This is a genomic window from Gracilimonas sp. B-17 (assembly GCF_056857935.1).
Genome location: NZ_JBSXOA010000012.1, coordinates 727737 through 740519 on the forward strand (window position 1 = coordinate 727737; position 12783 = coordinate 740519).

12 protein-coding genes and 1 riboswitch are annotated in these 12783 nt (G+C 43.3%); of the genes, 2 read left to right on the top strand and 10 right to left on the bottom strand.

The annotated features are described in order from the left end of the window. Positions 1-80: 80 nt before the first annotated feature. Complete coding sequence (locus AC13FX_RS11645; protein WP_482880839.1) at positions 81-1307, top strand: alpha/beta hydrolase-fold protein; 1227 nt, start codon at positions 81-83, stop codon at positions 1305-1307. Between the two features lie 127 nt (positions 1308-1434). Here the strand turns inward: AC13FX_RS11645 and AC13FX_RS11650 are convergent, their stop codons facing one another. The 7 genes from AC13FX_RS11650 to AC13FX_RS11680 all read right to left on the bottom strand — a co-directional run bounded on the left by AC13FX_RS11650 (position 1435) and on the right by AC13FX_RS11680 (position 8102). Continuing rightward, positions 1435-1983, bottom strand: a complete 549-nt coding sequence (locus AC13FX_RS11650; RefSeq protein WP_482880841.1) for an amidohydrolase family protein — start codon at positions 1981-1983, stop codon at positions 1435-1437. Beyond that, the gene (locus AC13FX_RS11655) at positions 1916-2389 is read right to left on the bottom strand and encodes a hypothetical protein (protein WP_482880842.1); all 474 of its coding nucleotides are present in this window, start codon (positions 2387-2389) and stop codon (positions 1916-1918) included. The genes AC13FX_RS11650 and AC13FX_RS11655 overlap by 68 nt, the downstream gene beginning before the upstream one ends. Before the next feature lie 33 nt (positions 2390-2422). After that, entirely contained in the window at positions 2423-2959 is a 537-nt protein-coding gene (locus AC13FX_RS11660; protein ID WP_482880843.1) for a cupin domain-containing protein, read from the bottom strand. Positions 2960-3036: 77 nt separating this feature from the next. Continuing rightward, positions 3037-5037: an amidohydrolase family protein gene (locus tag AC13FX_RS11665; RefSeq protein WP_482880844.1), complete on the bottom strand. Its 2001-nt coding sequence runs from the start codon at positions 5035-5037 to the stop codon at positions 3037-3039. An 82-nt stretch (positions 5038-5119) separates the two neighbouring features. Continuing rightward, on the bottom strand, positions 5120-5608 hold the full coding sequence (locus AC13FX_RS11670; RefSeq protein ID WP_482880845.1) for a VOC family protein: 489 nt from the start codon (positions 5606-5608) through the stop codon (positions 5120-5122). A gap of 75 nt (positions 5609-5683) precedes the next feature. Next, positions 5684-7072 carry an amidohydrolase family protein gene (locus AC13FX_RS11675; RefSeq protein WP_482880847.1) on the bottom strand — a complete coding sequence of 463 codons (1389 nt, stop codon included), beginning with the start codon at positions 7070-7072 and terminating at the stop codon, positions 5684-5686. Beyond that, the gene (locus tag AC13FX_RS11680; RefSeq protein WP_482880849.1) at positions 7062-8102 is read right to left on the bottom strand and encodes an alpha/beta fold hydrolase; all 1041 of its coding nucleotides are present in this window, start codon (positions 8100-8102) and stop codon (positions 7062-7064) included. The genes AC13FX_RS11675 and AC13FX_RS11680 overlap by 11 nt, the downstream gene beginning before the upstream one ends. A 209-nt stretch (positions 8103-8311) precedes the next feature. Between AC13FX_RS11680 and AC13FX_RS11685 the strand changes: the two genes are divergently transcribed. Next, the gene (locus AC13FX_RS11685; protein WP_482880851.1) at positions 8312-10639 is read left to right on the top strand and encodes a TolB family protein; all 2328 of its coding nucleotides are present in this window, start codon (positions 8312-8314) and stop codon (positions 10637-10639) included. 151 nt (positions 10640-10790) lie between these two features. Further along, positions 10791-10887, bottom strand: a riboswitch (TPP riboswitch). Positions 10888-11156: 269 nt separating this feature from the next. Here AC13FX_RS11685 and AC13FX_RS11690 read toward each other — a convergent pair. From AC13FX_RS11690 to AC13FX_RS11700, 3 genes are all read right to left on the bottom strand, one after another. Continuing rightward, positions 11157-11357: a dodecin family protein gene (locus AC13FX_RS11690; RefSeq protein WP_482880853.1), complete on the bottom strand. Its 201-nt coding sequence runs from the start codon at positions 11355-11357 to the stop codon at positions 11157-11159. A gap of 207 nt (positions 11358-11564) precedes the next feature. After that, positions 11565-11987: a hypothetical protein gene (locus AC13FX_RS11695; protein ID WP_482880855.1), complete on the bottom strand. Its 423-nt coding sequence runs from the start codon at positions 11985-11987 to the stop codon at positions 11565-11567. A gap of 99 nt (positions 11988-12086) precedes the next feature. Beyond that, positions 12087-12569 carry a metal-dependent hydrolase gene (locus AC13FX_RS11700; RefSeq protein ID WP_482880856.1) on the bottom strand — a complete coding sequence of 161 codons (483 nt, stop codon included), beginning with the start codon at positions 12567-12569 and terminating at the stop codon, positions 12087-12089. Positions 12570-12783: the final 214 nt, after the last annotated feature.

The window sequence follows — 12783 nt, forward strand, 5'->3', positions numbered from 1 at the left end:
TGAGAATCCCTGAATTCAGGGATTGACTTAGCGGGTATGGAGTTGGAAGTTCATCTGATCTATTCATCCAAATTCATGATATGAAAAAAACACTGCTCTTCCTCCTTCTTGTAATCTGTTGTCATGGAATGGTCAATGCACAGAATACGGAATCGCTCTATTATCAGGGTATCGTTGACAGTCTTTATTCGGAGATCCTGAATGAAACCCGCTACTTTTATATATACGAACCGCAGAGCACAAGACAGCTGGAAATGGCTAAAACAGAACACCCCGTTCTGTATTTACTGGATGCCAACAGTCAGTTTGCATTAACCTCTCAGATCGTTAAGAATCTGAGCTTTGATGCCATCCCATCGATGCTCATTGTGAGTATACTCAACACTAATCGAACACGGGATCTTACGCCCACACATGTGCCATCTGATCCCTCAGGATTTGATCTTTCTCAGTCGGGAGGAGGAGACCAATTTCTGGATTTCATCGAAAATGAACTTATTCCATATATCGATCAGAAATACAAGACGACTCCTCACAGGACATTTATCGGACACTCGCTGGGAGGGTTACTTTCGGGTTATACGTTGGCTAAAAGACCTCATTTATTTAATAATGTGATCTCACTTGATCCGACTTCCACCTGGGATAATGAGCTAATGTTTAGAAGTTTGAAAGAAGCCGGGGATAAAGGCAAACTAGCCGGAATAGGGTATGCATTGGCTGTGGCAGATCCGGAACCCACAGGTAATGAAACTATCGATTCTCTGTTGGCGACCTTTCGGATTCCAAATGAAAAATTGGCCAATTACCTGGATCAAGTGGAAGGATTAAATTTTCAGTTTAAAAATTATCCAAATGGCAATCATACTGACATGGTCATTCCCGGCACTTACGATGCATTAAAGTTTCTTTTTTCCTGGTATGCTGATCTGAACCAACAAATGATAGATGCTGCAGATCCATTTATCAGTAAAGATCTGAGTGATCAGGAACTGATAGACCGGATCGAAGAGATCCACCATCAAATGTCTGAACATTTTGGGTATGAGGTTAAACCAAAAGAAGGGATGATCAATGCATTAGGATATTGGGCTATACAGGCCGGAGATATGGACCGAAGTAAACTTCTGTTCGAAATGAACCTCTCCAATTACCCTGAAAGCGCCAATGTGTATGATTCTATGGGGGATTATTATATGGCTGCAGGTAATTCGGAAGAGGCAGCCAGATATTTCAGGGAAGCATTAGAACGGGATGAGAACCCGGGTACGAGGGCAAAGCTGGATCAGATCGATAACAAGGATTAAGGAGGGTGAACAACCAGGTATTTTATGTGCCCATTCTTTTTTGGTCTATAGAAATGATTTCAGGGTATAAAACGGGAACGGAACACACAGGGCGATAAGTGTGGTAGAAGTTCTCATGAAAAAGAGCTTAGTTTTTTACCAATTGATGATGGCGCTCGATCTCAGCCTGTGATAATCCCAAAAATCGAGCGGCATTGTTATACAGGATATCTCTTTTCTGGTCATCGCTAAGCCAGTCGATATCCAGGATCACCTGCAGGTGTTGCTCCACGGTACCGAAATAGTCTGAGCCAAACATGAGCCTGTTGCCCAGGCCGGCTTCGTACAGCTTTTTGAGGTTGGGTTCCCACACACCTTTGGGCATAAACAGACTAACGGCTGATATTTCTGTATAGATCTGCGGATAGGCTTTCATGAGATCAATAGCCTCATCGGAGTATTCGCCACCAAAGTGCATCAGGTAGATCTTCAGATCCGGGTATTGCTCCAGGATCGGTTTCAGTAATTCGGGGTTGGCGTAGGCGGGATTGTAATTGGGATGTTCCTTTTTATTCACCCGCTCCATCGGGGGACCGAGTTCAGCATGAATGCCCACCGGCAGATCAAACTCAGCCGCGATCTTCCAGTAGGGAGCCAACCGCTTGTCCGTGGGAGGGATGCCATAGTAGTTGAACATTGATTCCCCAAGAATTTTTAGGTCGCCCTTGCTGTAGATCTCCCTCACTGAAAAATTCGCTTTCACAGGGTTGGTCCTGTTTTACGAGCTTGTTGAAAGGAAAAATGAGTCCGGCAGCAAAAAGGTCATCTGCTTCCGCGTACATCGTGGCGTATTTCTGATTGCCGCCTCCCAAAGCAAGCACCATATTATTTTCGGTGAAATTCTGCACCATCCATTCCAGCTTTGCCAGGTCAATATCCGGGTGCAGATCGCGGTACGATTCATTGTCTTCATACCCCTTGGTAATGTGAAAATGCATGTCGATCACGGGCTGGTTTTTGAGGAAAGATCGGAGGGAATTCTGTGGAAAAGCACTATTTTGTACAATTATCCATAGAAATGCGAGATAGAGGTATTTGTTCATTGTCTGGAATTTAAACTGAATAGCCGGGTGAATCTAGTTCTCAGGCTTAGTAAACGGTGGTTCAGCAATGTACTCCACGTCAAATTCCGCAGCCAGCTCGGCGATGGGTTTTCCGGGGTCTCCGGTAGCCTCTCTTTTTTCTCCTCTTGCAAACATGGCTTCCCAGAATTCAATGACATTCTTTCCCTGATCAAAAACATGCACCCATTTAGTGTTCCGGTCAGGAGCACAACTACAATAAGCCACCGGGGTGTTTGCAGGTACAAACGCAAATGAACCTGGGACCAACCGGTGGACTTCATTATTTATGAATAATTGAAACTCACCTTCCAGGACATAAAAAGACATGTCTGAATTTCTTTGGTGCACCGGCGTTCTGAACCAAAAAGGTTTTTCAGTGATGGTAAACATATATTCCCCGGTTGTGTTCGGTGTAGCTTTGAGTTCGGCTTTAAAGCCTCGTTCTTCTTCCACACCCTGATCCGGGGAAAGGATGTATGCTTTATGTTGTCCCAGGGCTGAGGAAAATCCTGCCACAGTCAATAGTAGGGTTATGAATATGGTTTTCATGGTTTGTTTTTATTGGTTTAAAAAAATTATAGTAAGTAAGCTATAAGGAGGGTTCAATCTCTGAATTCAGGTACTTGCTAATCCCTCGCTACAATTCCAAAAGCCGCCAATATTTTCTCAGGATCATAGACAGCTCCCTCTTTCACAACAAGTGTGATCTTTCTGATATCACTGATATTCTCCAGTGGGTTTCCATCAACCAGAATCAGGTCGGCTGTTTTTCCCGTTTCGATGCTTCCCAGCTTTGTATCCAGGTTCATAATTTTTGCGGCTCCGAGGGTCGCAAGTGAAAGCACATCCGCAGCAGGAATACCGGCCTCCACAAAAAGCTCTAGTTCGCGTGCCAGTTCAAATCCACCAAAAAAAGCATCACTGCCTACAATAAGTGGTACGCCGTTATCATGGAGGGATTTCAGTATCAATGGTCCGTTTTGCATCCATGTTCGATAGGCTTCTTCACTTAGCGGCGGGCGTATAACCGGCCCCCTATTAAAACGAACTTCTCTCGACACTTGGGCAGGTAATTGGTAACGAATGTGTTCTGCATATGGGAAGGGGAGCACTCCCATGGCTTCTTCCATCACCATGGTGGCATCGATCGCAATGTTGTGTTCTTTAAGTTTAGATATAGAATCACTCCAACCCGATTGGCTGGGAGCCACTTCTGCGATTGGAGATATACCTTCTTCAGTAAACCATTTGGAGGGAGTCATGGTCTCATTGGTCATTACAACCCTTGTGTACATCAAATGCTGAAACTCATCAAAGCCGGCATCAATAGCTTCACTACCGGTGATCCCATTTGGTAAATGGCCGCTAACCCTCATTCCGGCACTCCGGGCTCCCTGCGCAATGATAGGAAGGATACTGTCAGCTACACTGTTGTATATTTTGGCTTGTACATAGCCCATTTCACTATATCTGGCTATAACATCCACAGCTTCTTCCCGGGTTCGTATGTTGGCTCCCAAAAGTGCCGGTCCGGGATTTCCATACAGGATCACGGACTGAAGTATATTTGGAGCTATGGTTTTACCCAGAGATGTTTGTTCCCTGAGGTGAGAGGTCAGCCAGTCTCTGCCGCCCAGATCTCTGACGGTGGTAATGCCACGAGCCAGGAACAACGGGGCGATCACCTGATCACTTTTTCCGGGATGAAAATGCACATGCATATCCCAAAGACCGGGAAGTACGGTTTTTCCTTTCGCATCAATTCGTTTTAGACCAACGGGAAACCCATCCGGTATCTCTTTTTCTGTGGATTCGATCTTTCCGTTTCGGATCCAGATGCTGGTTTCCTGACTTACTATTTTGTTCTCCGGGTCAAAGATCCGTGCGTTTTCAATGAGCATATATTCACCGGGATTTCCTGTTTTGATCAGGGGATCAAGTTTTCGGGAGACATATCGGGATATTTCTTGCTGTGTGATCTGATACAGCTCCATAAACTGATCTTCCCAACCTCTCTGAATGGATATGCGATCGGCAAAAACCCGATTTTCAGCATCAACCCAAACAAATTCCGGACCTAAGCTAAGGCCATGAATGGCAAACAACCGAACATCTGCTGTAGCTTGCTCACTTACCACCCGGTGGTCCCTGACATATTCAAGTGAGGCTTCCCCTGCAGGAAGGAGTGGAATTGATGTATCACCGGATAGGTGTAGGGCTTCGAAGATGATGTCCAGGTAGTACGGTTTTTCGATGGCCACATAGAAGCTTCCCCCGGAATAGGCGATGGAGTCGGTTTCTCCGGGATGCTCCCACCGGGCCCTTCCGCTTTCAGAAGTAAATGTCTCATTCCATGGAAACCCATCCGTTGAAAAACCTGAGATCTCAATTTTAACGGGTAATCCCTTCGAGTCGGTTTTTACCCGAGATTCAAAGGCACGATTCCCCATCGGGATAACGTGATGATATCCGTCCGCTGTTTTGATCGCAATGCGCTGGCCAACGGGGATGCCCTCAATGATGGCCGTGTAGATCAAAGTATCAGAGGTTGCGGCTTGAAACTCATCAATAGCGAATAATTCTGTGGAGCAACAACTAAGCAGTAATAAAATAATGGCTTGTTTCATGAGGTATTTTTTTAAAATAATCTTGGGTTAAACCTCATCAATATCAATCCCTGAATTCAGGGATACCTAAAGTTCAATCTCATCAAATTCTCTCCACAAACTGCAGGAAATTTCCATCCGGATCTTTAATGTTAAATGCCTTGATCCCCAGTTTCTTATCTGTCGTCAACTCGAAATATATATCTACATCCATAGCTTTTAGGTATTCATTAAAACTTTCAATGTCTGTCACCTCAAAAGAGATCTTATAGTATCCCCGAATCGGTTTTGTTTGAATATTATACCCATCGACCAGTTCTTCAGGACGGTAAAATGACTCCCTTCCAACCAATTCAAAGCGTAAACTTTCATTGGCCAGGATATTCACCCGCATGTTGTCATATTCCGGGAATGAGAATTGCTGTTCCAATTCCACATCAAATATTTCCTGGTACCATCCGGTTGCTTTTTCCAGATCAGTGACGATGATCCCAACCTGATAGGGTAGAATTTTTACTTGATTCACGACATTTTGAGCCAAAAGACCAAATGGAAAAATGGACAGGAATACGATAGTAAAGTATGGTTTCATAAGTAAAATGGTTTCGGGTTAACGCCAGAGTTTCTTTACATAATTTATTCTCATTCACCAAAAGTGCACCTCATTCTATAGATCCACTATATTACCCGCCTTAAGCACTGTGTGTACGTCCCATATATTAAAAATTCTATCCACCGGGTTTTGGTTAAGAATGACCAGATCAGCTCTTTTGCCCACTTCAACCCAACCCGTTTGATTGTCTATTCCTAACAGTTCTGCATTAGTGAGTGTGGCTGCTTTCAGTGCCTGAAGGGGAGTCAAGCCTAGTTCTGTCAAAAAGATGATCTCATCCTGTATCCATTTTATTAGAACGGTTTGGTCTGTTCCCGCCGAAATGTTTACACCTTCTTCAATGGCTCTTGCCGTTATTCGGCGGTTCCAATCCACAATAGCTTGTCGGTCTAATTTGCTTGCAGCTCCTTCGATGTTTGCAGGGGTGGGCGTCCTGGTAGCCGGCCGCTGATGATCTGTATGCTCCCAGGCAGAAATAGTAGGTTCAAAAATGATCCCCCTTTCTTTCATTTGTTCAAATATTCTGGAAAATCTCTCATCCTGCTCATCAACTTCGCGGATCTCATTTTGAGGCAGCCAGTTGCGAATTGCGTCGTTGAATTCATTCGGCACATCTTCATACACTTCAAAAGCAAGGGATAAGGCATGAGTAATTCCATCAGGGGATGCTTGTACAAAATCGGAAGGTTTGGAGGGAAAAATGGTGGCATGCCCCCATATCATTAACCCTTGTTGATTCGCTTCTTTGGTTATGGTGATAATTTGTTCAGGAGTAATAGAAGAATAGAGTTTTATCCCTGTGGCTCCCGCTTTTTTGGCGTCCGAAACGATCTGTTTGATGTCTGAGTCAGGCTCAATAAGTCTCATCCAGGGTGATTTTCCGGGCTCATGGGATCCCGCAGCAAACTTCACACGCGGATCGATCATATAGGAAGGCCCAAAAACGGTCGCCGAAAAATAGATGTCCGGAAGCCGTGTTCCTTCAGCATCTGCATCCGACTGCAGTTTTTTATAGACCATGGCATTTCCACCCATATCACGAACGGATGTAATTCCTGATTTCAGCATTGCCTGAAGGTCCTCTTTGCGGTTCTGGTTTGCAGATAAATGGGTATGGCCGTCAATGAGCCCAGGCAGCACATATTTGCCGCTACCGTCTATTTTCCGGTAATGTTCTCCGGCAGTTATTTTATATGAGTAATCAATATCTACGATCAGGCCTTCACTGATCAAAATAGATTGTCTCGGATTAACGGAAAGATTTTTAACATCAATAATTGAAATATTTTCTATTAGCAGGGTATCAGGTTCTTGGGCATATAAAGATTGAACCCAGATCAGAGAAAGCAGGAACAGATAAAAGAAGCGGGATAAGAAATGTACTTTTATGTTCAATTGAGTGATGATCAATATAAATATGTGGGTTTGAAGGTCAATCTTCATTTAGCTGAACTAAAAAGTTTTTCAAAGGGTCTATGATTAATTCCGGACTATCTCGATAGGCATAATCAATGACAATGGGTATGTTCAGCTTAATGAGGTGAAGATTATCGCCAAATGCTTCTTTCATCCGGTTCTGAGCGGCAATTAAAGTTGGATAAACTGTCTTAATTTGAAAATCCAGCACCTCACGCTGCATCACGGTATCTGCGGCCAGTTCGAAGAAAAAGGCTCTGGCAGTGGAGTCCTGAATTATGTTGAATTGTTGCTCCCGATACTCTTTATCATAAACTCTGCGGTCTAAATCATCTCGCAGCGGCGATGGTGGAAAGGCTTTTCTGACTTCATCCATCAAAGGAGACCCTGCGACCAACAGTGCAGCCACATCCTTTTCATATCCTAGTCTTCCATCCTTATTGGTGAAGAACAGGGCTGGGACCTCAATCGAAAATTCTCGGATAAAATGTTCAGGCCTGTAGCTTGCTCTTGCTTGTAAGATTTCCTCAGCTTTGTCCTTCCGTGAGTTGGTTTGGGAGCCGTCTTCATTTAGTTCCTCGATTGGGTCTTCCGAATAGGCTGATCGGGCATACATTTTATTGGTTTGATGAGGATCCCTGGACGTAACCATTTCCCAGGCCCAAGGTGTGGAAAGTCCGGATAAGTAAACGGCACCAGCCACACGATCAGGATAGTTTTCGGAGAGATAAGTGATCTCTGAAGTGGCAGAGGAGTTACCGGCAAAGATTGCCTTATCAAATTCCATAGCATCCAAAAAACCAATCAGGTTATCACCCTGACTCGGTACATCATAGGTTTCACCTTCAGATTGGCCATAACCGGGCATGGTAAGGGCAATTACCCGATTGTTTTCTGTTAATAGTGGGCCAAAATCTTTATAAACTGAAGCCGCCCAGGTACCTGAGGGGATCAAGATTAAGGGCATTCCTTCACCTCCAAAATCGAGATAGTGTACCTTAAGGCCATTTAAAGTGATAAAATGATCTGTAATACGATTTTCTTTCTGGATTTGCACTCTAGCAAATGATTGGAGCCCAACACAGAAGGTGAAGAATAAGAATAAACCTAACCTCATAAGTATATTTTTTTAATCAATCTGGACTTTGTTCACCAGAAAAACAATCCCTGAATTCAGGGATTGCATCTCGTTGTTTTTAGAGGTAATTCAACAGCTAAATAAGTTTCGGTGGTACATTCGATATCATCAAAAGTAAAACTGCACCTATGAAGAGCCTCTTCTTTTTCCCATTAGTTCTATTTGTGTTCAGCTGCCAGGTATCGGCACAGGAACGTGTTTTTTTTAGTTCATTTTCGCCGGAGACCTGGGAGGTGTATCTCTCCGAAGATGACGGCAAGACCTTCAAACCTATTACGGATCATCCCGCTCTCGATTACGATGCTGTGATCTCGCCGGATGAACAATGGGTGGTTTTTACCTCTGAACGAAGCGGACTCCCACAGCTTTATGTTCAGCCTTTGGATGGAAGTGGACCTGCCCGGAAACTGCTCCATTCCGATTCGTTTCAGGATCAGGGAGCATTTTCTCCTGACGGCTCCAAACTGGCTTTTGTCGGATCTCATGAAGGAAATGCGGAGATCTACCTGATCGATTTTCTGCCTGAAACGACCCAGGATATATCTCGGGCAAAGAATATTACAGAACATCCGGGAGGAGATTTCCGACCCAGTTTTTCACCGGATGGAAAATATTTGGCCTTTTCAAGTGATCGGGGACACGATATCGGTCCCCATAGGGCTTTCCCTTTTGCCATGGATCGCATTGGCGATATTTACACCCTGAACCTGGAAACAAATGAGCTCAAGCGTTTGACTGAGGAGGATGAGTGGGATGGAAGTCCCATTTGGTCGAAAGACGGAGAGGAGATCTATTTCTATAGCCTTCGTCACGGTAACCAAGCCGCCGTCTTCAAGATGAATGCTGATGGCACATTCCAACAGGTATTGTCTGATACTACCCATCTTGGTATTTCTCCGGTATTGATGTCAGAGGGTCGGTTGAGTTACACGACCCTGAATCTAGGTGATGACCGTGTTCATAACCTTGTCCTGGATATCAATTCCGGCCGTTTGGATACACTGTATAAAGGGGAGCTTGACCTGTTTAATCTGCATAGAAGTCCCGGCGGTCTTTGGGTAGCTCATGGTGCGGTAACGGCAAAGGAAGTTTCCAGTAATCGGGGTGGATTTGCCGGGGGCTTGATCGGTGCCGGTTTTCCGTATGTGTGGAACGGGGATTCTCTAAACGTAGAATTGACAGCGATTCGACGGGCATTTGCTGCTCCGCCGGATCCCAACGGTCCTTTTCTGATATTTGATTTTTTGGATCAAAGGGAGCCTCTTCAGTTCTTACTAGAATTTTCTACGCCTTTTATATGGCCTTTCCTGCTTTTAGTTCTCTTATCGATATTTATGGTTTTAAGAGGGTTTTATTTGGGTTTCAGTTATCGAAAGCAAATAAAAATGTGGAAGTTTCTATTGGCAGGATCTACTGTTTTGGCCGGGTTGATAGTAACTTTAGGTGTCTTTATTAATTTTTTCCTGATCAGTTTTGAATCCTTTGATTTGATGCTGCCGGTAATGGCAATCCTTATGATCTTATTTTTATTGATGGGAGTTATGTTCAACAGGAAAAAAACCCGGGTCAAAATGACGGTTCCAGCTCAGTCCACACTTTATAAATATCTTACAGGCAGTTATGCACTATTGAGTGGATTGGCCTTTTATCTGGCCTTCTTTTCAGCAAACCTGGTGCAAACTCAATCCGAACTGGTACGGGTAAATTATGAGACGCTGGAAACGGAAACGATCCATATACTTGATAAAAATTATGGTGTACACCCCGCTTTTAGTACCATCATAGATATGAAATTTGTGAAAGACGGCTCCGGCCTTCTGATCACAACGGGACCATTCAGAGGGGGTGAAGGTACTAAAGCCACGGTATGGCAATACGATCTGGAGTCAAAAGAGCAGGTTGGACTTACCAATTCAGACCATAACAGTGGGTTTGGAGATCTATCCTTATCCAAAGAAACCTTCGTGTTTAGAAGTAACAGGGATGGCGATCAGGATATATTTGTAAAAGAGAACGGCTCGTTGATCAACCTTACGAACAATCCGGCCAGGGATAATTTTCCGGTCATTTCACCGGATGGAAATACCATTGTATATGTAAGTGACCAGAATGGAAAAAATGTTGGACAAGGCATAAAAACTATGAACCTGCACATAATTGAGCGTACCGGTGATGGGTGGTCGAAACCGGAGCAACTTACTTCTGGTCAGGGACAAACCGGGCATCCTTATTTCTCACCCAATGGGGAATGGATCATGTACACCAGTGAGGCATATGGTATCAATGATGAACAACCTATTTCTCAGAGTTTTATATTTTCTCCCCAAATGTATGGTGAGATCGTTGCTCTTCGGCTAAAAGATGGAAAGCGGATTCGTGTGACTCATAACAAATGGGAAGAGGGAGCCCCTATCTGGGTGAAAGCCCTCGATCAGAAGTCATCTTTCTTTAGGTAAATAAGAATGATCATTTATAAGAGCTTTTGATGGTTTTAAGATATCCTGTAACACCAATCACATAATTCTTACCAAGAATATGTTACAGTTGTGACAGATCGACTGCAGGTTTAAAAAATAAAATTGCACCCCAAAAGAACCCGGTCTCAAAACAAAAAGCCAACGATTTCCTTACGCCGGAATTGTCCGGTTCAAGTAATGGAGGTTCGTTCTCAGCCCTGCTATGCAAAGCACCCTCAATCGCTGGCCAAATCGCCGACACCCTGTTAATGTCAACAAAACCGACCGTTGCACACATATAAGCCTTCGGGATGGAGGGTGTATATGAAGGTTCGGTCAATGATTCAGACCTTATCACCACAAGTATCGTAATACCTATAGCGACCGTGCAATGTCATTAAGTCAAAGGTTCTCTCTTAACACTTATTAAAAATATAAGCTCAAACTGATCAGGGTTGTCAGGAAATGATTCATTGTTATGTAAAACATTTACCTACAAACCAACCGGGTCAGGTTCTTAATCTTCTAATACAAAGGTTACTTTTGCATTCACCCGATATTTTTGGATCCGATCCTTAGAGACTATACCCTGAATATTTTCACAGTTAACGCTCTTAATATTGTGCACGGTCTTAGACGCCTGCTTAACGGCATTTTCAACGGCCTCTTCCATGGAATTACCTTCGGCAATAACTTCAATGACTTTTGCTAGTGACATAATGCGTTCTCCTTTTTATTCTATTCTACCAGAATTACAATTTCTGTTGTTTTACAGAATACTGAACAGAATAATCGGGTCTTGTCGGTTTTTACCTTGATCCTGTGTAGGAGATTCTCTTTATCTGAAAGATGATATGATCGATCAGAGAGCAAAATTCTTACACCTGTTTTATCATTTGGGGAATGAAAAGGGAAGAATGGTCAATTATTCATCATGTCTGCCAAGCAGCATATGCAGGTACGCTCTTCTGATCTCATGACCGGTGTCCCGATAAGTATCAAAGCTTACATGATTATTAGGCTGGGTTGAGTCTATAGTAATACCCCATAAGGGAGATAGCGTGGTTGGCAGCATGGAATACCGTGCATCGCCTATTACGTCGGTATACTTTGGATGTTTGATAAGCCATCCGTCAGAAAGTTTGGAGAATCTTTGAATATCATCGTACAGGGTTGTGTTTTCAAAATCCGAAAATGCATCTTTCCAATTCAACAGAGGAGCCGACTCACCGGTATAAATTTTTGGTTTTGAAAAAGGCATTAAACGCACGCCATAACTATATACGGTATCATCACTTATATACCTGACATTCCAAAGTAACTGGTTGGCGATGGTCGGTTTCGCCACAATCTTTTCCAAAGGATGCGTAAGGTTGGCTGTGATCGATTCAATAGAGTCTGTGGCTCTGTTTTGTTGAATGAAGCCAAGGGAAAGGTAAACAACTATCTAGATCAGTGAATACCTGGCAAATCGCTTTTCATAATTATAAAAGGCAATAACGGTAAGGGTGAGGATCCCAAGGGTAAATACAGGATCAAATACTGAGATGATGTCAAGTGAATATCGTTCGTCAACAAAGGGCAAGAACAAATGCACACCATAGCTGGTCACATAATCCATTAGAACGGCGGAAGTATAACCGAGTAAACTTAAGAGATAGGTTTCCATGAACGTGAGTCTTTTTCTCACCAAAAACCAAAGTAAAACTGAAGCAACGAGTGTTCCAACCGGTGTGAACAAAAATGAATGCATAAAATGACGGTGCATCTCAATATTAAACAGGGGATCGGAAGATGACGATATAAACACATCTGCATCTGCAAGTAAAGCTGATGCAAAGCCTGTCAATGAAGCAGCACGAAACTTACCTTTATCTGCAAATGATTGAGAAAAAGTAGCTCCAACAAGGCCGTGTGTTACAGGATCCATGGTTTGTTTATTAGCTAATGATATAAATTAAGGCAATCTTAAAATTAAAGATATCAGATCGATCTGAATGCAGATCGGTAATTCACCGTTCATTACCAATAGGTTTGCATGAGTCATCATCTATCATGGGACATGTGTTACCTGTAGCTCTGAAGTATCATATAATTTAGTGTTTATGTGTATGATAACCACTTAGAACCTTTGTAAGAAATTA